The sequence below is a fragment of the Kribbella sp. NPDC003557 genome (assembly GCF_040610805.1).
Taxonomy (GTDB): Bacteria; Actinomycetota; Actinomycetes; order Propionibacteriales; family Kribbellaceae; genus Kribbella.
In genome coordinates this window covers 1-20659 of record NZ_JBEXMY010000019.1, presented here as the reverse complement: position 1 = coordinate 20659, position 20659 = coordinate 1, and the positions used below count along the sequence as shown (strand labels likewise).

The window sequence follows — 20659 nt, the reverse complement described above, 5'->3', positions numbered from 1 at the left end:
GACCGGACCAAAACCGCGCGGCACGTGGCACGATCACCGCATGGAGTCCGAGGGGGTGATCGTCGTCAGCGGAATCATGGCGGCGGGGAAGTCGTCGGTGTCCCAGATGCTCGCCGAGAGATTCCAGTACGGCGTGCACCTGCGGGGGGACGTTTTCCGGCGGATGATCGTGAGCGGCCAGGCATCGATGGCCGACGACGTGCTCGAGGCACAACGCCAATTGCAGCTGCGCTACCGGCTCGCCTGCCTGGCCGCCGACGAGTACGCGAAGGCCGGCTTCACCGTGGTCCTGCAGGACGTGGTGATCGGCGAGTTGCTGCGCGAGTTCCTGGACGGAATCCGGACCAGGCCGCGCTACCTGGTCGTGCTGACGCCCCGGCCGGACGTCATCTCGACCCGGCTCGGCGGCGCGCACCATCTGGTCGACGAGCTCGACTACGAGCTGCACGCGTTCAGTCCGCGGCGCGGGCTCTGGCTGGACAACTCCGACCTGTCGGTGGGCGAGACCGTGGACGCGATCCTCGGCCGGCTCGACGAGGCGCGCTTCGACTAGTGCGGCATTCATTACCCGGGGGTAGTTTGAGTGGATGACCGTACGACGGACGTCCTGCAACCTGTGTGAAGCGATCTGCGGCGTGCTCGTCACCGTCGAGGACGGCCGGGTCACCGATATCCGCGGCGACGAGTCGGACCCGCTGTCCCGCGGTCACATCTGCCCGAAGGCGGTCGCGCTCCGCGATCTCCAGGAGGACCCCGACCGGCTGACCACCCCGGTCCGGCGCACGGCCGACGGCTGGCAGGAGATCGGCTGGGAGGCGGCGTACGAGCTCGTCGTCGGCAGGCTCACCGGGATCCAGCGCGAGCACGGACGGAACGCGGTCGGGGTGTACCTCGGGAACCCGAACGTGCACAGCCTCGGCGCGCTCACCCATCTGCCGACGATGGTCCGGCAGCTCCGCACCCGGAACCGGTTCAGCGCGACCTCGATCGACCAGTTGCCGCACATGCTCGCGGCGTACCTGCTGTACGGGCACCAGCTGATGATCGCGGTGCCGGACATCGACCGGACGTCGTACCTGCTGATGCTCGGCGCGAATCCGCTGGCGTCGAACGGGAGCATGATGACCGCACCCGGATTCGGAAAACGCCTCAAGGAATTGCGGAAACGCGGCGGAAAGGTCGTCGTCGTGGATCCGCGGCGGACCGAGACGGCAGCGGTTTCCGACGAGCACCACTTCGTCCGGCCCGGGACCGACGCGGCCTTCCTGCTCGCCCTGATCCATCAGGTCATCTCGGACAGTCAGGCGCGGGTCGCGGCGTACGTCGACGGTCTCGCGGCGGTGGAGGCCGCGGTGGAGAAGTGGACCCCGGAACGGGCGGCGGAAATCACCGGAATCCCGGCGGACGCGATCCGGCGGATCGCGCACGAGTTCGCGACGGCCGAGCGGGCGGCCTGCTACGGGCGGGTCGGGGTGTCGACGCAGCAGTTCGGGGCGATCTGCCAGTGGGCGATCCAGGTGCTGAACATCATCACCGGCAACCTGGACCGGCCCGGCGGGACGATGTTCCCGCGGCCGGCGGTGAACGCGTTGCTCGGGCTCGGGCGCGGCCACGTCGGCGCCTGGAAGAGCCGCGTCCGCGGGCTGCCGGAGTTCGGCGGCGAGCTGCCGGTGTCGACGATGGCCGAGGAGATCCTGACGCCGGGCGAGGGCCAGATCCGGGCGATGGTGACGGTCGCCGGGAACCCGGTGCTGTCGACACCCGACGGTCGCCGGCTCGACGAGGCGCTGGGGTCGCTGGAGTTCATGGTCGCGGTGGATCCGTACATCAACGAGACGACGCGGCACGCCGATGTGATCCTCCCGCCGGCGCCGCCGCTGGAGCGGGACCACTACGACGTGATCTTCCACCAGCTCGCCGTCCGGAACACGGCCCGGTGGAACGACGCCGTCCTCCCGAAGCCCGCGTCGGCGCGGCACGACTGGGAGATCTTCCGCGACCTGGGCCTGGCGCTGGTACGCCGTACGCCGTGGAGCCGGCGCCGCGTGCAGACAACCGCGCGGCTGCGACTGTCGCCGCGGCGGATCGTCGACGCGGGGCTGCGGATCGGGCCGTACCGGTTGTCGGTCGCGAAGCTGCGGCGGACACCCGGCGGGATCGACCTCGGACCGATGCAGCCGGCGTTGCCCGGGGCGCTGCACCAGAAGTCGAAGCGGATCGAGCTCGCCCAGCCGATGATCCTCGACGACCTGCCGCGGCTCGACGCGTTGACGACCGTCGCCCCCGACGAGCTGCTGCTGATCGGCCGGCGGCACCTGCGTAACAACAACTCGTGGATGCACAACTCCGCGCGTCTGGTGAAGGGCAAGCCGCGGCACCAGCTGCTGATGCATCCGGACGACCTCGCCGACCGCGACCTGACCGACGGCCAGCTGGTGACCGTCACGTCCGCGGCCGGCGCCGTCTCGGTTGAAGTTGCCTCAAGCAACGACATGATGTCGGGTGTGGTCAGCCTGCCGCACGGTTTCGGCCACAACCACCCCGGCGCGCGACTTTCGGTGGCCAGTCAGGTCCCCGGCCCGAGCGCGAACGACATCACCGACACGGCCTTCATCGACCCCACAGCGGGCACCGCGGCGGTGAACGGCGTCCCCGTGACCGTCACCGCCGGCGGCCCGAGCTCTCGCGAATGAGCAGCAGCGGCGTCGAGTACAGGTGTGACTGCGGCTGGGCGCCGGCGAGGAGATCCAGCAGGCGATGGGTCACCTCGGCTCCGTAGCCGACGACGTTGTGGCTCAGTGCAGTGAGTGTCGGGTGGGTGATCCGGCACAGGGGCGAGTCGTCCCAGGCGACCAGCGTGATGTCGTCGGGGATGCGCAGGTCCAGTGCCTGGACGACGGCCAGGCCGGCCACCGCCATCAGGTCGTTGTCGTAGACGATCGCGGTCGGGCGCGGGTCGGCGGCGAGCACCTCGCGGGTCGCGTCGGCGCCCTGCGTGGCCGAGTAGTCGGTGTGATGGGTCGAGGCCATGAGCGCGAGCCGGCGGGCGGCCACGTCGTACGCCTGGTCGCGGATCCAGACGTCGCCGAACGCGGGCGGGCCGGCCACCCGCGCGATCACCCGGTGGCCGAGCGACGCCACGTGGTCGAGCGCCGCGGTCATCGCCGCGGCGCCGTCCGTCCAGACGCACGGCATCCCGTCGGCGAGCGCGGGATCGCCGACCAGCACGGCCGGCAGACCGAGCTTGCGCAGCACCGGGATGCGCGGATCGGCGACGCGCAGGTCGACCACGATGACGCCGTCGACGCGGCGCTCGGCCGCCCATTTCCGGTACGTCGCGACCTCCTCGTCGAGGTCGGCCACGACCTGCAGGGCCAGCGCGTAGGACTTCTCCGCGAGCACCGACTCGACGCCGCCGACGAAGCCCATGAAGTACGGCTCCTCGATCAACGTCTGGGCGGACCTGGCGAGCACCAGCCCGAACGTCTCACTGCGCGCGGCGGACAACTGGCGGGCGGCGCGGTTCGGCACCCACTCCAGTTCGGCGGCGACCTTCAGCACCCGGGCCCGGGTCGCCTCCGACACACCGGGCTGGTTGTTGAGCGCGTACGAGACCGCTCCTTGGGAGACCCCACAACGCCGGGCGATCTCCTTGATGGTCACACGAGACACGACGACACCCTCCTTACGGGCGGCCGGATCGCTGACGGTCGATCCCGCATCCTTCAGTGTGACGCCGTTCGAACCCTCTGTCATGGCCTGAGCACACATCGTGACCGTTTGATCAAACCCGGTCGCCGGTGAGAAATCTCAGGTGACCGCCCAGTCGTTGGGCGGAGGGTGGTGTGGACGGGGCCGGTTGGGATACGGTTTGCGTCGTTACTTAACCGGTTCGGCTTATCAGTCGGCGCCAACCCCAGGGCAGCGGGTGCGGCGTCGCCGACAAGGAGAAACCATGGTCGCAAAGGACCACCTGTCCCTCCAGCTGTACACGGTCCGGGGCAAGCTCGAAGAGGACTTCGACGGCACCCTGGCTCGCATCGCGGAGATCGGCTACACCAAGGTCGAACCCTTCGGTGTGACCGCCTTCGCGGACCGTCTGGCCGAGGCGCTGCCCAAGCACGGACTCTCGGCCCCGACCACGCACGCCGGCCTGCTCCGCGAGGACAGCGCCCCGATCCTGGCCGCGGCGCAGCGGCTCGGCATCACCACGGTGATCGACCCGCACACCGACCCGGCCCGCTGGCAGGCCGCGGACGACGTCAAGGCGATCGCCCAGGGCCTGAACGAGGCCGCGAAGGTCGCCGCCGACCTCGGCATCACGGTCGGCTACCACAACCACCAGTTCGAGCTCGAGTCGACGATCGGCGGCGCGCACGCGCTGGAGATCCTCGCGGACAACCTGTCCGACGAGGTGATCCTCGAGGTCGACACGTACTGGGCCGCGGTCGGCGGCGCCGACGTACCGGCGCTGCTGAAGAAGTTCGGCGAGCGGGTGACCGCGATCCACGTCAAGGACGGCGACGGGACCCTGAACAACAAGGCCCAGGTCGCGGTCGGCGACGGCACCATCGCGGTCCGGGACATCCTGGCCGCGGCGCCGCAGGCCCTGCGCGTCGTCGAGCTGGACGACTTCTCGGGCGAGATCTTCGACGCGGTCGAGGGCAGCTACGCCTTCCTCACCGGAGAGGGCGCACCGCAATGACCGCTGTCGGCGTGGGCATCATCGGCGCCGGGGTGATCTCGGACGCGTACATCAAGAGCATGCAGAGCTTCCCGGACCTGAAGGTCGTCGCGATCGGCGACCTCCGGCCGGAAGCCGCCAAGGAGAAGGCCGAGCAGTACGGTATCGAGGCCCACGGGGGTCCCGAGGCGGTGCTGAACAACGCCGACGTCGAGATCGTGGTCAACCTGACCATCCCGATCGCGCACGTCGAGGTGGCGCTGGCCGCGGTGGCCGCCGGCAAGCACGTCTGGAGCGAGAAGCCGTTCTCGCTGGACCAGGAGAGCGGCCTGAAGCTGCTGGCGACGGCGCAGGACGCGGGCCTGCGGCTCGGCTGCGCCCCGGACACCATCCTGGGCCCGGGGCTGCAGGAGTCCCGGCGGATCATCGAGCGCGGTGACATCGGTACGCCGCTGACCGCGCTCACCCTGATGCAGTCCCCCGGTCCGGAGTCCTGGCACCCGAACCCGGCGTTCCTCTTCCAGGCGGGCGCGGGTCCGCTGTGGGACATCGGCCCGTACTACCTGACCACGCTCGTCCAGCTCTTCGGTCCGGTCGCCGCCGTGGCGGGGATCGGCTCGAAGTCGCGGGACAAGCGCACGATCGGCTCCGGTCCGCTGGCGGGGACCGACTTCGACGTCACCGTGCCGACACATGTCAGCGCGATCGCGAAGTTCGAGTCGGGGCAGTCGTCGCAGAGCATCTTCAGCTTCGACTCGCCGCTGCCGCGGGCCGGGTTCGTCGAGATCACCGGCACGGACGCGACGCTGGCCGTACCGGACCCGAACGGGTTCGACGGTGCGATCAAGATCCGGCGGCGCGGCGCGGAGGACTGGGAGACCGTCGCCGACACGAAGGCGGTCGCGCAGCGCGGCACCGGTGTGCTCGAGATGGCCCGCGCCATCCGGGCCGACCGGCCGCACCGGGCGACCGGCGCGCTGGCGTTCCACATCGTCGACGTGATGGCCTCCATCACCGACTCGATCGACACCGGCGCGTTCGTGGACGTGAAGAGCACGGTCGAGGTCGCCGCGATCCTGCCCGACGACTGGGACGTGACGGCGGCCACCCTGTGACCATCCTTCTGGATCCCCGGCGGACGATCGTGTTCGCCGGGGACTCGGTCACCGACTGCGGCCGCCGTACCGACCCGGCAGGGCTCGGCGACGGCTATGTCCGCGCGCTGTCGGACGATCTCGGCGAACGCCGGCCGACGATCGTCAACGCCGGGATCAGCGGGAACCGGGCGGCCGACCTGGCCGCCCGGTGGTCCGCCGACGTGCTGGCCCACGACCCGTCGCTGGTGTCGATCCTGATCGGGATCAACGACACCTGGCGGCGGTACGACGAGAACGACCCGACGACCCCCGAGGACTTCGAGGCGTCGTACCGGGCGCTGCTCGACCCGCTGTCGTGCCCCGTGGTCCTGATGGAGCCGTTCCTGCTGCCGGTCAAGGACGGGCAGGAGGAGTGGCGGGAGGACCTCGACCCGAAGCTCGAGGTGGTCCGGAAGCTCGCCGTCGAGTACGGCGCGATCCTGGTCCCCACCGACGTCGAGCTGACGAAGCAGGCCTTGTCCGTCGGCGCCGCCGCGCTGGCCGGCGACGGCGTGCACCCTTCCGCAGCCGGACACCGCGCCCTCGCCGATCTGTGGCGACGGTACGTCCTGGACACCTGACGTCGACTGCTCCGCATGCCTGGTGCGGAGCAGTGCGGTTCTACTAAACCGGTTTATCCCCTGGAGCCCGACTGTGACATCACTCAAGACCTTCGACCTGACCACCGACGGCGGTGCTGCCTGGACCGTGCACGCCGTCGAGGGGCCGGCGCCCGACGGCCTGATCGGCCGCGCCGTGCCCGCGACCGTGCCGGGCGAGGTCCACACCGACCTGCTCGCGGCCGGCGAGATCCCGGACCCGTTCGACGGCGACAACGAGTCGATGCTGCACTGGATCGGCCGCACCCGCTGGAGGTTCCAGAACACGTTTTCCTGGGTTGCGGACGGCAACGACCGGCAGGAGCTGGTGGCCGAGGGGCTGGACACGGTCGCGACGGTGACGCTGAACGGCCAGGAACTCGGCCGGACCGCGAACCAGCACCGCTCGTACCGGTTCGACGTCACCGGGGTGCTGGTCGCCGGCGACAACGAGCTGGTGGTCGAGTTCGAGGGCCCGGTGACGGCCGCCGAGGCGGAGCGGGCGAAGGTCGGCAGCTGGCCGCACACCAACCTGCACCCGTACAACGAGCTGCGGAAGATGGCGTCGAACTTCGGCTGGGACTGGGGCCCGGACGTCGCCACGGCCGGCATCTGGCGCCCGATCCGGATCGAGTCCTGGTCCGGCGTCCGGATCGCCGCGGTCCGGCCGCTCGCGGGTGTCGAGAGTGACCGCGGCGTACTGACCACGCACGTCGAGCTGGCGTGGACCGATACGGCGGCCGACGACGCGACGGTGACGGTCGAGGTCGCCGGCACCCAGCAGTCGGCGACCGTCAAGCCCGGCACCGACACCGTCGAGCTCGTCAGCACCGTCGACGCGGTCGACGTCTGGTGGCCGCGCGGGTACGGCGACCAGCCGCTGTACGACGTGACCGTGACGCTGAACGACGACGACTGGCACGGCCGCGTCGGCTTCCGGAACGTCACCGTGAATGTTGCCCCGGACAACGACGGGACGCCGTTCGTGCTGTCCGTGAACGGTAAGCCGATCTACGTCCGCGGCGCGAACTGGATCCCCGACGACGCCTTCGTCACCCGGCTGAACGCGGACACGTACCGCACCAGCGTCGAGGACGCGGTCGACGCCGGCATGAACCTGCTGCGCGTCTGGGGCGGCGGGATCTACGAGAGCGAGGACTTCTACGACGTCTGCGACGAGCTCGGGATCCTGGTCTGGCAGGACTTCCTGTTCGCGTGCGCGGCGTACTCCGAGGACGAGCCGCTGCGCAGCGAGGTCGAGGCGGAGGCACGCGAGGCCGTCACGCGCCTCAGCCGGCACGCCAGCCTCGCGGTCTGGAACGGCAACAACGAGAACATCTGGGGGTACGTCGAGTGGGGCTGGCGGGTCCCGCTGGCCGGGCGGCCGTGGGGCGCGGGGTACTACCTCGACCTGCTGCCCCGCATCGTCGCGGAGCTCGACCCGCGGACGCCGTACTCGGCCGGCAGCCCGTACTCGTTCGACCAGTTCATCCACCCGAACGACGACCGGCACGGCACGATGCACATCTGGGACGTGTGGAACCAGGTGGACTACACGACGTACCGCAAGTACAAGCCGCGGTTCGTGTCGGAGTTCGGGTTCCAGGGTCCGCCGGCGTGGTCGACGTTGACCTCGGTGGTGCACGACTCGCCGCTGGATCCGTACGGTTCGCAGATGCTGGTGCACCAGAAGGCGTTCGAGGGCAACCTCAAGCTGGAGCGCGGACTCGGCGACCACCTTCCGGCATGGAAGGACATCGACGACTGGCACTGGACGACGCAGCTCAACCAGGCGCGCGCCGTTGCCTACGGCATCGAGCATTTCCGGTCGCTGTTCCCGTTGAACACCGGTGCGGTCGTCTGGCAGCTGAACGACAACTGGCCAGTGGTTTCCTGGGCGGCCGTCGACGGGCACGGGATCCGCAAGCCGTTGTGGTACGCGTTGAAGCGCGTGTACGCCGACCGGCTGCTGACCGTGCAGCCGCGGGGAGACGGTCTGGTAGTTGCCGCGCACAACGACACGGACGTGGCATGGTCGACCGAGGTGACCGTCAGCCGGCGGTCGACGCGGGGTGCCGAGGTGCTGGCCCAGGAGACGTTCGCGATCGAGATCGCAGCTCGCTCCGCGGTCGTCAACGACCTTCCGGAGTCGGTCGCGGTCGCGGCCGATCCCACCGCCGAGTACCTCGAGGTGCGCGGGGCGGACGGTGTCACGGCGCACTGGTACTTCGTCGAGGACACCGAGCTGCAGCTCGCGGGTGACGCTTACACGGCGGCGGTCACGCCGACCGAGGGCGGGTACGACGTGACGGTCACGGCGACGGCGCTGGCGAAGGACCTGGCGCTGTTCCCGGACCGGCTGGACGCGGCGGCGCGGGTCGACTCGTGCCTCGTCACCCTGTCCGCGGGCGAGACCCACACGTTCCACGTCACCGGCACCGCCGCTCCGGCCGAGATCGCCGTACCGGTGCTGCGCTCGGTGAACGATCTGCGGAACTGACTTACGTCGAGACCTTGACTAATGGTGCGGCGGGACCGCTACTTGGGGGTGAAACCCCTTGGTCCCGCCCCACCTCGGAGGTCTTGTCGTCATGCGCGCTCTCGCCGTCGTCCTGCTGAGTTTTGCTTCCCTGCTCGCCGTTCCGGCCACCGCGTCCGCGGCCTTGCCGGCCTGTCAGCACTTCTACACAGGGCCGATCCCAGACCGGCCGGTCTCCGGCGGGCACGGCAACGGGACGACAGCGCCGCCGTACGACGTCAGCGGCCGGCTGCCCGCTCCGAGCGGGATCAGCGGCGGTCTCGGCGCGGACGGGAAGGTGACGTTCACGTTCAACCGGGTGGCCGGCGCGAAGGCGTACCGGGCGTTCCGGAACGGGCAGGCGCTGCAGTGGATCAGCGACTGGGGTCAGCCGACGCTGCAGGTCACTGACGTGAGCCCGTGCGACGGCGCGCACTACCAGGTGTACGCGATGACGGCAGAAGACACGGCGGCGTCGTCGATCGGCCAGATCAGCACGTCGTACCGGTTGGACGGTTTGAACCGGCTGGCGGCGTACCGGGTGCCGGCTGGGACGACGCTGAACTACCGCGTGTCGGCGTACAACGACGTCGCACAGACCGCTCTTGGCTACAACGCCGGCACGGGCATCTGCGCTGTCGACGCCCGGATCATTCCGTGGGGCACGCGGCTGTACGTCCCGGGGTACGGCCACTGCTACGCGGCTGACATCGGCAGCTGGATCAAGGACGACATCGTCGACGTCTGGTTCCCACCGGGGCCGGACGCGGACAACTGGGGCATCCAGCGCCTCACCTTGACCGTAGAATGATCCTTTGTGACCTGGGGGAAACGCGTTGCAGTCGGTGCGTTGCTGTTGACCGTTGCTGGATGCACCGACATCACACCGACGGCCGGAGTCGTCACTGAGACACCACAGACGCGCGCTCCTATTGCATCGGTGCGTACGGTCCGCCCGACGCTCGCGCCGGTGCAGGCCAAGCCGGGTGCCTCGGGCAACGTCAAGCTGATGCCAGTGCTCGACCACGGGCCGCGCGACAAGAAGCGGATCGCGTTGACGTTCGACGCCGACCTGACCGCGCTGATGCGGAAACGGCTGGTGTCAGGGCAGGTCAAGTCGTACTACAACAAGGCTCTGATCGACGAGCTGCGGGCGCTGCATGTTCCGGCGACCATGTTCCTGACAGGGATGTGGATGGAGCAGTATCCGCAGGTGGTCAAGGAGCTCGCCAACGACCCGCTGTTCGAGCTGGGGACGCATACGTACGACCACCGCGGTTTCACGAGGCATTGCTACACGCTGGGGACCGTGCCACGCGCACAGATGCTGGCCGACGTACGGCGGGCGGTCGTGCAGCTGGACCAGCTGGATCCCCACGCCACAAGGTGGTTCCGCTTCCCCGGCGGCTGCTACGACGCCACCGCACTACACGAGCTGGCCCCCGCCGGCGTGACAGCCGTTGGCCTGGACGTACCGGGCGCGGACGGCTTCGCCAAGTCCCCCCAGCCGATCATCAAACAGGTCCTGGACCACGCCCAGAACGGCTCGATCGTAGTACTCCACATGCACGGCGGCGACAACGCGCCCTACACCGCCCAAGCCGTCGGCCCGATAGTCCACGAACTTCGAGCACGAGGCTACGAACTGGTCACCGTCACCCAACTGACCAAAGGCTGACCCAGCAAACTGACGCCTCAATAACAAGAAGAACAGAAAAATAGCGAGGCAGTTGAGTGCCTACTCGCCCCAGCAGTCACTGCCACTCAGGCTGCCGACAGAGAGCCGATGAACGCCTGACTGTCGCCGGCGAGCCGAACCCAGCCACGCGCCCGGGTGCCTTCTGAATAAGCCTCGAGGAAGAACAGAGAGAAGACAGAGTGGCTGGATGCGTGGCCGCCTCGGCATGCAGGTGCGGTTTGCATGGCCGCCCCCGTGCCGGGCTGGCCCGGGTCGGTCCTCCGGTAGAACGTGAGGAAGGTGTTGCTGAGCGGTCGCGCAGACAGCCACGGAACTGCTCCAGCAAGAGCTCAGCAAGGTCGGAACATGCAAGCCTCCTCCCGTGCCGGGTCGGTGTCCGTTCCGACAGACCGACTGGAGTGCCGAGCGTGGCTGCGTTGGTGTGTGGCCGGAGCGGGTGCAAAGGTTTGCTGGGGTGTTTGCTGGTGTGGGCCCACGAAAAGCCCACAAAATAAGGGGATTCCGGCTCGGAAACTGTCGGTGGCACCGTCTAGAGTCGAGGACATGGAACCTCTGGGCGAACGGCCGGCGTGGTCGATGAGTGGCAGCGAACTGCTGTCCACCCTCGACACGCTCGAGTCCGAGCTCGCCCGCCTGGAGTCCTACCGGCTGAGCGTCATCGCCGCCATCGAAACCACCGGCTACGCCGAAGAACTCGGAGCCCGCGACACCGCCGAACTCCTGCGCTTCCGCTACCGCCTCGACGCACCAACTGCCCGCCGCACCCTCCGCCTCACCCAAACCGCCACCCACTACCCGGCCGTGTCCACCGCCCTCGAGCAGACCGCCTCCAGCGCGACGTCCGACGTACCCGACGCCGGCACAATCGCCACCGACGGCACCGACGCGGCGGACGGAGCGGCGGACGGCGGGGCTGGGGCTGGATGGTTGCTGCGTCCGGCGCAGGCGGCCGCGATCGTGTTCGGACTCGACCGGGTCCGGTCGCGGGTCCCGGTGGAGCACCTGGACGCGGCCGCGGAACAACTGGTCGGGCTGGCCGGCCACCTGTCACCCGGCGAACTGCGAACCGCCGCCAAGGAGATCGCCGACCTGCTGGACTCCGACGGCCCCGAACCCGAAGAACACAAGGCCTACGCCCGGGAGTCCCTGACACTGTCAGCCGCGGACAACGGGGTGAAGCTCACCGGGTTCTTGGCCAACGAGAACGCCGAACTGCTGCGCGCCGTCGTCCACGCCGGCGCCCGCCCGCACAAGACCATCGACGGCGAACCCGACCCCCGCCCCCGCGACAAGCGCCAGGCCGACGCGCTGTCCACCGCCCTCAGCATCGCCGCCGCCGCATGGGACACCACGCGACCCACCACACCCACCGCACCCACAGCAGCAGCCACGACCACCGCGGCTATTACGGGCAGCGTGGGCAGCACGGGCAGTGCCGGCAGCGTGGCGAGGAATGGTCAGGTGGCCGGGTACGGGGCGAAGGCGACCATCACCGTCACGATCGATCTCGAGGACCTGAAGGCCGCGACCGCGGACGTGATCGGGCGGACCGTCTACAGCGGTGGGCTGTCGGCGGCCACGATCCGGCGGCTGGCCTGTGACGCGAACGTGATCCCGCTGGTGCTGGGCTCGAACTCCGAGCCGCTGGATGTCGGGCGCCGCGAGCGGCTGGTCACCAAGGCGATGCGGCGCGCCCTGGACGCCCGCGACCGCGGCTGCGTGGTCTGCGGGGCGCCGCCGATCATGTGCGACGCCCACCACCTGATCTCCTGGATCGACGGCGGCGACACCAAGATCTCCAACCTGGCCCTGCTGTGTCGCCGCCACCACACCGACGTCCACGCCGGCCACTGGCACATCACCATCCTCGACGGCGCCGTCCACGTCACCCGCCCCACCTGGGCAGAACCCCCACCAACCGTCACCCCAGCACAACGCTCGACCCCACCGGACACCCAGCCACGCCGTACGGAACCGCCGGACGCGCGGCCACGCCGTACGGCACCGCCGGACACCCAGCCCCGCCGTACGGCACCGCAGAACAGCCAGCCACCCGGCACGGCGTCCCAAGGGGCCGAGCCACGTCGTACTGCACCGGAGGCTCAGTCACGACGTACGGCATGGCCGGACGCCCAGCCACGCCGTACGGCATCGTCGGACGCCCAGCCACGCGAAACGGCACCTCCGCGCGCCGAGCCGGGCGGCGGCGGGACGGGCTCGCGAGGGGCCGAGCCCACCGAACCCGCCGAACCCACCGAGGTCACCGAGGTCACCGAGGTCACCGAGGTCACCGAGGTCACCGAGGTCACCGAGGTCACCGAACCCACCGAGGTCACCGAGGTCGCCCTGCGGGCGGCTGAGGGCGTCGGGGTGGGGAGCAGCGCCGATCGTTCGCGGTGGCGGGCCGACGTGGCTGTGCTCCGGCAAGCGGCCGACTTTGCAGCCACCGGCTGAGGCAGGACAACACGACGGCCCCCTGCTCGCAGACCTGCGGGCAGGAGGTTGTTGTGCTCCGGGGGCGGGAGACGGTGGAATCCTTCTAGCCGCCTCCGGCAGCGGGCGGCTCGTCCTGTCGCCCACACCGAACCGATGAGGACACCTACCCGCTCGCGCACGGCCGCCTCACACGTCATGCCTTGCCTGCCGCACCCGTGTCTCCTGGCCGGCGTCTGTCCTCCGCCGCTCGCGGTGGACACGGAGCCGGCGCGCCGCGGGGGCGGAACGAGGCCGCCACGAAGGCTGACCTCGGCTGTCTACGAGGGCGGAACCGGGCTGCCGGCGTGGTCGGGCAGTGACGGGGCTGCGTACGAGCAGGGTGGAGCTCAGGTCACGCAGTCAGACCTGCGGCAGACCGTCGAAGCCTGCGGCTGACCGTCGAAGAAGGTCACCCCTCTCATCTCCTGCCTGAGAGGCCAACTCGAGCCCTTTGAGGGCCCCTTCTTCCTGATCGTCTGCGCTTTCAGCTCAGTCGATGTTGACTGCGACGTACTTGGTTTCCAGGTATTCGTCGATGCCGACCGATCCGCCTTCGCGGCCGAGGCCTGATTGTTTGACTCCGCCGAAAGGAGCCGCGGGGTTGGAGACGATGCCTTGGTTGAGGCCGATCATTCCTGCTTCGAGGCGTTCGGAGACGCGGAGAGCTCGGCTCAGGTCCTTGGTGAACAGGTAGGACACCAGTCCGAACTCCGTGTCGTTCGCCATCCGCACCGCGTCATCCTCGGTCTCGAAGGCGGTCAGCGGCGCGACCGGCCCGAAGATCTCCTCCCGCTGCAACCGCGCACTCCGCGGTACGTCGGCCAGCACCGTCGGCTGGAAGAAGTACCCGTTGCCCTCAGCAACCGCCCCGCCGGTCAGCGCGCGAGCCCCCTGCGCGATCGCGTCGGCGACCAGGTCGGCGACCTTGTCGCGCTGCTTGCCGTCGATCAGCGGGCCGACGTCGACGCCGTTCTCGGTGCCGCGGCCGACCTTCAGCCGCGACATCCGCTCGGTCATCCGGGTCGCGAACTCGCTCATCACCGACGACTGCACGTAGATCCGGTTGGCCGCCGTACAGGCCTCGCCGCCGTTGCGCATCTTGGCCAGCATCGCGCCGTCGACGGCCTTGTCGAGGTCGGCGTCCTCGAACACCAGCAGCGGCGCGTTCCCGCCGAGTTCCATGCTGGTCCGCAGCACCTGCTCGGAGGCCTGCTCGAGCAGCTTCCGCCCGATCGCGGTCGACCCGGTGAACGAGAGCTTGCGAGCGCGCCCGTCGCGGATCAGCGGCTCCATCACGCCGCCCGCGTCGTGCGTGGTGACGACGTTGAGTACGCCGGCCGGGAGCCCGGCCTCGGTCATCAGCTCGGCCAGCTTGAGCATCGACAGCGGCGTCTGCGCGGCCGGCTTGATCACCATCGTGCAGCCCGCAGCGACCGCCGGGCCGATCTTGCGGGCGCCCATCGCCGCCGGGAAGTTCCACGGCGTGATCAGCAGGCACGGCCCCACCGGCTGGCGCATCACCAGGAACCGCCCGGAGCCGTTCGGCGCGATCTGGTACCCGCCGTCGATCCGGACCGCCTCCTCGGCGAACCAGCGGAAGAACTCGGCCGCGTAGGCGATCTCGCCCTTGGACTCGGCGACCGGCTTGCCCATCTCGAGCGTCATCAGCAACGCGAGGTCGTCGGCCCGCTCGGTCATCAGCTCATAGGTCCGGCGCAGGATCTCGCCGCGGTCCCGCGGCGGCGTCGCGGCCCATTCGGCCTGGGCGGCCACGGCGGCGTCCAGCGCGGCCTTGCCGTCGGCCGGACTCGCGTCGGCCACGTCGCAGAGCGCCGTACCCGTGGACGGGTCCTCGACGGTGAGGGTCTTGCCGCCCTCGGCCGCCACCCACTTTCCGCCGATGAACAGCTCGGCCGGACAAGCCTCGACGACTTCCCGCTCTCGTGACATGAGCCTGCCTTTCGACTAGTCGGGCAGTACCCAGATTAGGCGCTCCGCATGAACGCCCCGAGAGGTACGCTCGCCACAGCCGAGAGCTCACTCCGTGGCCGAGTAGCAGCGGCCACGGCCTGAGTCCCGGCGGCGCCCGCACAAATGTGGGGGCCGGTCCCCCATGCGCGGCGGCGGCCCTGCTGGCAACCTGTCGGCGTGCTCAACTCAGCGGTGCGCCGGGACGATCTTGCGGCGGAGACCACCTGCGAGGTGTACGAGCTAGGCACGCTCCGACGGGAACCGCCCGAGCGCCACGACGACCTCACCAGTCGTCAGATCGCGATCGGCCGGCTGCTCGCGACCGGTCTGAAGGACGCGGCGGTCGCGCGTGAACTCGGCCTGTCATTGCGGACCGTGCGGTCCGAGATCAGCGCGATGGTGGCCACACTCGGCGCCAGGTCCCGCTTCCAGGCCGGCTGCCTGCTGACCCGCCGCTACGGCTGAGTCATGTCTGGACCTGCGGCGGTGACGGGCCGTCGTTACAGTTGGCTGCCATGCAGCCCCGTTCGCCCGCGGTGGTCGGCCGAGACCGGGAGATCGACGGTCTTCACCGGCTGCTGACCGGAGCTCGCGGCGGGCATGGCGGCACGGTCTTCCTGGTCGGGGAGCCCGGGATCGGCAAGAGCCGGCTGGCTGCGACGGCGACCTCGCTCGCGCTCGACGGCGGCATGGCGGTCCTGCGCGGCCGCGTCGGGGCGATCGGCACGATGGTCGCGTTCCGGCCGTTCACCGAGGCGTTGCTGTCGTTGGTGCGGCACGGCGAGATGCCCGCTGTCGAGGCTCTCGGCCCGTACCGGGCGGTCCTGGGGCGCCTGGTCCCGGACTGGGACGACGGTACGTCGCACGACACCTCGGCGTCACCGGTCCTGCTCGGCGAGGCCGTGCTGCGACTCCTCGCCCTCGCGGGGGCGGGCCGCGGCTGTCTGCTGGTGCTGGAAGACCTCCACGGCGCCGATCCAGAGACCCTGGCTGTCGTTGAGTACCTGCTCGACAACCTGGACGGGCAGCCGATCGCCCTGGTCGCGACGACGCGGGCCGAGGCCTGTCCGGCGTACGAACTGGCCACCTCCTCGGCACAGCGTGGCACGGCCGCACTGGTCGCCCTCTCGCCTTTGGGGCGCAGCGAGGTCGCTGAGCTCGCCGCAGGTTGCCTTGAGGTCCCGGTCAGCGGCGTACCGGAGCGACTTGTCGATCAGCTGTGGCACGACAGCGCCGGAGTCCCTTTTATCGTTGAGGAACTGCTGCAGGAGGCGTCTCGCTCCGGCCAGCTCGTGCCAAGTCCGGACGGCGGCGTACGAGTCGCCGATGACCTGCACAGGAACGTGCCGGACGCAGTGGTGCGCAGTGTCAACAGCCGGACGGAGCAGCTCGGGCCGCAGTCGCGGGACGTCCTCGTCCTGGCCGCTGTGATCGGGCACCGGTTCCCGTTGAGTGTCGTACGCAAGGCCACCGGGGCGGACGAACAGTTGCTCCTGACAACGCTCCGGGCCGGTACGGCGGCGCAGCTGGTCGAGCCGGACGAACCGGCGCCGGACTGGTACGCGTTCCGGCATCCGCTCACCGCCGACGCGTTGGTGACCGGGCTGATGCCGACCGAGCGGGCCGCGCTGGCCAGGCGCTGCGCGGACGCGGTCGAGGAGCTGTATCCCGGACTGCCCGGCGAGTGGTGCCCGATGGTCGCGGAGCTCGCGGAGAGAGGCGGCGACCGTGTGCGGGCCGGGCGTCTGTTCGCACTGGCGGGGCGGCGGTCGTTCGACGACGGGTCGACCGGCTCGGCGGTCAACCTGCTCGACCGCGCGAACACCCTGCTCGCCGACGCCGACGTGGTCGACCGGGCCGAGGTGCTCGGCTCGCTGCTGCTCGCGCTCAGCGCGACCGGCCGGCTGGAGCACATCACCGCCCACGCCGAGACGGTCGACGAACTCGCGGACCGTAACCTCGACAGCCGCAAAGTGGCCGCGCTGCACGTCCAGCTCGCGAACGCCGAGATGATGGCCGGCCGCTGGGCGGACGCCCTGACGCACGTGGCGACCGCGCGCTCGCTGCTCGGCCCCGACGCGGACGATGCCGACCTCGCACCGGTCGACATCGTCGCGGCGAACCTCGAGCTGGCCCGGACGAATCCCGACCGGATCGAGGCCGCCGCCACGCTGGCCGGCCGGGCCGCCGCGGCCGCCGAACGCGCGAAGCTGCCCGAGGTGGCCTGCGAGGCCCTCGACCTGCTCGGGATCCTGGCGCGCGAGCACGACCTCGATCAGTCGATCGCCTACTTCCACCGCGCCCGGCAGCTGGCCGAGGACCACTCGCTGACGTTCCAGCGCGTCTGCTCGCACATCTTCCAGGCCGGCACGATCTGCCTGGCCGACGGCAGCGTCCGCGAACTCGAGCGCGCCCGGCAGCAGGCGCTGCGGATCGGTGCGATGCCGCTGGCGTACGAGGTCGACGGCATCCTGGGGCAGCAGGCGGTTCTGCGGTCCGAGTACGGGCGCGCGGCCGAGATCATCGGCGAGTGTCTCGAGGTCACGCGGCGACTGCGGGTGGGCCGCTCGGCGACGTACTTCCTGGCCACCAAGGCGATCTTGGAGGCGCACCAGGGCCGCCGGTCCGCCATGGAGTCGGCCCTGGCCGAGGCTGCGAGCTGGGGCGGCGAGCGGGCGTCGTACGAGCTGCCGTACTCCTACGGTCTGGCGCGTACGTTCTGTGCGCTGCTGGAAGAGGCCCGTGAGCTGGCTGAGTCCGACTTGGCGCAGGGGCTCGCGTACGACGCGCAGAACCCGACCACGCTGCACCTGGTCGGTAGGAACGGTCTGGCGCTGCTGCTCGACGTACTCGCCGGCCGGAGCGGCTGGACTCAGTTCGAGACGGTGACCGCAACCGCCGCTAGTGGGATGCGGTGGAACAAGCAGTTCGTGCAGCTGGCTCACGCCGTACTGCTCGGACGGGAGGGACAAGTAGAGGCCGCGAACGCCGCAGTGCTCGCGGCTGTCGACACAGCGTCGCTCTACCCGCTGGCGGGTCAGCTGGGCCTGCGGCTGGTCGCGGAGCCCGCTCACGCGGACGGGTGGGGCGAGCCGGTCGCGTGGTTGCGGCAGGCCGAGGACTACTTCCACACCACGGGTATCCAGCCGGTGGCGAGCGCGTGCCGCGGCCTGTTGCGGCAGTTCGGTGCGACGGTGTCCCAGCGGCGGAGCGGGTCCCAACACGTTCCGGCGTACCTGCGGCAACGGGGTGTCACCGCGCGGGAGTACGAGGTGTGCCGATTAGTCGCGGACCGGATCGGTAACAAGGCGATCGCGGCCCGGCTGCACATCTCGCCGCGCACGGTGGAGAAACACGTGGCGAGTCTGCTGACGAAGACACAGCAGCCGGATCGCGAGGCACTGAGCAGCTTGGCCCGGAGCGTACTTCAGGACTGAGCAGTGCCGATTCCGGGCAGGGATGCGTGTGCAGGACGATCCGGGACCTCTCGGGTGATAGTTGTCGACTCACGCACCGGTATCCGCCAGTCGGCGCGCTCAATGGACAGTATTTACGAACGCTCGCTATCTATACTGTGCGAGTGGCAGGCAAGGGGTCGGACATGAGCAAGGGAACGGTCGGCGGCGGCGGTACGACGATGCTGCGGCGCATCAATGTCGCCTCGGTCCTGGATGCGGTCCGCCGATCCGCGCCCGCACCGCTGCGCGTCGCCGAACTGGTCGAGCGCACCGGGCTGGCGAGGCCGACGGTCGCCCAGGCCGTCGACGAGCTGCTCGACGCGGGCTGGCTGCAGCAGCACGGCCCCGACTCCGCCGACCGCTCGCTCGGTCGCCCGGCCATCCGCGTCTCGCTGCGCGGGCGCGCCGCCCCGGTGCTCGGACTCGACGTCGGCCCGCACCGGGTCACCGTCGGCGTCTCCGACCTGGCCGGTCGCAAGCTGGCGCTGGTACGACGCTCCGGGCCCGGCTGGACCGCGCAGGAGCTGCTCGGGGTCATCGGCGAGGTGATCAACGAGGCGCTCGCGGAAGCCGAGGTGCCGGCCGAGGACATCGCCGCCGCCGTCGCCGCGAGCCCGGGCATCGTCGACGAGCACACCGGCCGGGTCCAGCTGGTCCCGAGTGTGCCGGGCTGGTCGGCGATCGACCTGATCAAACACGTCCGCGGTCTGCTCGACTGCCCGGTCATGCTGGACAACGACGCCAACCTGGCCGCGCTGGCGATCGCCGCCGCGCGCGGCGGGACCGGCACGCTGCTCGCGGTCCAGTGGGGTGAGCGCCTCGGTGCGGGCATCGTGATCGACGGCCGGCTGCACCGCGGCACCGGCGCGGCCGGCGAGATCGGCTTCATCGCCACCGACACCGACGACGTGATCAACCCCGACGACAGCCGCGGCCCGTTGGAGCGGGCGGTCGGCTCCGAGGCGATCGCGGCGCTGGGTCGCCAGGCCGCGCTGGACAACCCGCAGTCGCGACTGGCCGAGCTCGGCGGCGAGCAGCTGGACACCGCTGACGTGTTCGCCGCGGCGGCGGAGCGCGACCCGGTGGCGCAGGGCGTCGTACAGCAGGTCGCCCGGACGTTCGCGCGGGCGCTGGCCCCGTCCGTGCTGGTGCTGGACCCGACGGCCGTCGTGATCGGTGGCGGTGTCGCCCGCGCCGGCGCCGTACTGCTGGACGCCATCTCGGACCAGCTCCGTCTGCTGACTCTCAACCACCCCAAGCTGGAGCTGTCCGCGCTGGCCGAGGACGCGGTGGTGACCGGGGCGATGCGCATGGCCCTCGACGAGGTCTGGCAGCGCAAGCTCCCGACACCGGCGATGACAAGCACTACCTAGCCAGGGTCGGCCCCTTCACCACCTTCGCACCGGGCGCGCCGCACCAGCAGGTGTAGGCGAGCTCGTACACCACCTGCCCCGCCAGATCGACCCGGCGGTCCAGGCCCGTCACCATGCTCATCGGCAGCAACATCCGCCGGTCGCAGGCCGCGCAGATGATGACGATCATCGCGCTTGCCAGCCGTACGCGCGGTTCACATACAGCCGATGAATCCGGCGCCAACGCGCCTGCAGATCGTCCACCCACCACTGCCACCGCACACTTGCCGGTATCTGCTCACTCATTGTTCACGCTCACTACAGAGAATTACTGCTACGACTGTTTCAGTAGACCGAGAGTACGCCAGGCGGGGCGCCTCACGGAAGTACTTCGGGTCTGCTGACGGGGACAGCGGAACGCCCCACGCGCACGACGCAGCCGCCCTCGCGCCGCTCCGCTCCGCGGCACGCCCACTCCGCGCGCTCCCCCCGCTTAACGCGGTGCATCCACTTCCAGCTGACGCCAGGACTGCCAGCTGGCGCCGGAGAGTCTCCGGCCAGCGCAGGGAGTTCCGACTGACGCTGGGAGTTCCGGCTGGCGCCGCGAAGTGCCGGGGCTGCCGGCTGACGCCGGCGGGTTCCGGCTGACGCCGGGAGTTCCGGCTGACGCCGGGGTCAAGTCCTGTGAAGTGGTGTACGAGGTCTGGTGATTCGTCGTTGTCTGGTTAGGCGCTGATCGCGCTGGCGGCCTGGGGGTTGTCCTGGGA

At 70.1% G+C, this 20659-nt stretch carries 15 protein-coding genes; 12 read left to right on the top strand and 3 right to left on the bottom strand.

The genetic code is table 11. The features are described 5' to 3' along the window. Nucleotides 1–40: 40 nt before the first annotated feature. Both ABZW60_RS41385 and ABZW60_RS41380 read left to right on the top strand, forming a co-directional pair. The gene (locus tag ABZW60_RS41385) at nt 41–553 is read left to right on the top strand and encodes an AAA family ATPase (RefSeq protein ID WP_355486160.1); all 513 of its coding nucleotides are present in this window, start codon (nt 41–43) and stop codon (nt 551–553) included. A gap of 34 nt (nt 554–587) precedes the next feature. After that, nucleotides 588–2693, top strand: coding sequence for a molybdopterin-dependent oxidoreductase (locus ABZW60_RS41380; RefSeq protein ID WP_355486159.1), 2106 nt, complete (start codon nt 588–590; stop codon nt 2691–2693). On the opposite strand, the gene ABZW60_RS41375 is transcribed toward ABZW60_RS41380, so the two are convergent. Beyond that, a complete protein-coding gene (locus tag ABZW60_RS41375) occupies nt 2662–3756 on the bottom strand; it encodes a LacI family DNA-binding transcriptional regulator (RefSeq protein WP_355486158.1) in 1095 nt (364 codons plus the stop codon). The two genes, ABZW60_RS41380 and ABZW60_RS41375, sit on opposite strands and share 32 nt — an antisense overlap. A 199-nt stretch (nt 3757–3955) precedes the next feature. On the opposite strand from ABZW60_RS41375, the gene ABZW60_RS41370 reads away from it, so the two are divergent. The 7 genes from ABZW60_RS41370 (at nt 3956) to ABZW60_RS41340 (ending at nt 13090) form a co-directional block, all read left to right on the top strand. Then, nucleotides 3956–4705, top strand: coding sequence for a sugar phosphate isomerase/epimerase (locus ABZW60_RS41370; RefSeq protein ID WP_355486157.1), 750 nt, complete (start codon nt 3956–3958; stop codon nt 4703–4705). Further along, nucleotides 4702–5799 (top strand): Gfo/Idh/MocA family oxidoreductase, encoded by a 1098-nt coding sequence (locus tag ABZW60_RS41365; RefSeq protein ID WP_355486156.1) that lies wholly within the window; start codon nt 4702–4704, stop codon nt 5797–5799. Before ABZW60_RS41370 ends, ABZW60_RS41365 begins: the two co-directional genes overlap by 4 nt. Continuing rightward, nucleotides 5796–6401 (top strand): SGNH/GDSL hydrolase family protein, encoded by a 606-nt coding sequence (locus tag ABZW60_RS41360; protein ID WP_355486155.1) that lies wholly within the window; start codon nt 5796–5798, stop codon nt 6399–6401. The genes ABZW60_RS41365 and ABZW60_RS41360 overlap by 4 nt, the downstream gene beginning before the upstream one ends. Before the next feature lie 73 nt (nt 6402–6474). Next, nucleotides 6475–8919 carry a glycoside hydrolase family 2 protein gene (locus ABZW60_RS41355; protein ID WP_355486154.1) on the top strand — a complete coding sequence of 815 codons (2445 nt, stop codon included), beginning with the start codon at nt 6475–6477 and terminating at the stop codon, nt 8917–8919. 91 nt (nt 8920–9010) lie between these two features. Then, complete coding sequence (locus ABZW60_RS41350; RefSeq protein ID WP_355486153.1) at nt 9011–9748, top strand: 3D domain-containing protein; 738 nt, start codon at nt 9011–9013, stop codon at nt 9746–9748. A gap of 129 nt (nt 9749–9877) precedes the next feature. Next, nucleotides 9878–10615 carry a polysaccharide deacetylase family protein gene (locus ABZW60_RS41345; RefSeq protein ID WP_355486152.1) on the top strand — a complete coding sequence of 246 codons (738 nt, stop codon included), beginning with the start codon at nt 9878–9880 and terminating at the stop codon, nt 10613–10615. 564 nt (nt 10616–11179) lie between these two features. After that, nucleotides 11180–13090, top strand: coding sequence for a DUF222 domain-containing protein (locus tag ABZW60_RS41340; protein WP_355486151.1), 1911 nt, complete (start codon nt 11180–11182; stop codon nt 13088–13090). Nucleotides 13091–13600: 510 nt separating this feature from the next. On the opposite strand, the gene ABZW60_RS41335 is transcribed toward ABZW60_RS41340, so the two are convergent. Continuing rightward, complete coding sequence (locus tag ABZW60_RS41335; RefSeq protein ID WP_355486150.1) at nt 13601–15061, bottom strand: NAD-dependent succinate-semialdehyde dehydrogenase; 1461 nt, start codon at nt 15059–15061, stop codon at nt 13601–13603. A gap of 198 nt (nt 15062–15259) precedes the next feature. On the opposite strand from ABZW60_RS41335, the gene ABZW60_RS41330 reads away from it, so the two are divergent. The 3 genes from ABZW60_RS41330 (at nt 15260) to ABZW60_RS41320 (ending at nt 19913) form a co-directional block, all read left to right on the top strand. Then, complete coding sequence (locus tag ABZW60_RS41330; RefSeq protein WP_355486149.1) at nt 15260–15547, top strand: LuxR C-terminal-related transcriptional regulator; 288 nt, start codon at nt 15260–15262, stop codon at nt 15545–15547. A gap of 50 nt (nt 15548–15597) precedes the next feature. After that, the gene (locus tag ABZW60_RS41325) at nt 15598–18519 is read left to right on the top strand and encodes an AAA family ATPase (RefSeq protein WP_355486148.1); all 2922 of its coding nucleotides are present in this window, start codon (nt 15598–15600) and stop codon (nt 18517–18519) included. Nucleotides 18520–18683: 164 nt separating this feature from the next. Continuing rightward, nucleotides 18684–19913, top strand: coding sequence for an ROK family transcriptional regulator (locus tag ABZW60_RS41320; RefSeq protein WP_355486147.1), 1230 nt, complete (start codon nt 18684–18686; stop codon nt 19911–19913). On the opposite strand, the gene ABZW60_RS41315 is transcribed toward ABZW60_RS41320, so the two are convergent. Continuing rightward, nucleotides 19906–20082 carry a hypothetical protein gene (locus ABZW60_RS41315; protein ID WP_355486146.1) on the bottom strand — a complete coding sequence of 59 codons (177 nt, stop codon included), beginning with the start codon at nt 20080–20082 and terminating at the stop codon, nt 19906–19908. The genes ABZW60_RS41320 and ABZW60_RS41315 overlap by 8 nt on opposite strands. Nucleotides 20083–20659: the final 577 nt, after the last annotated feature.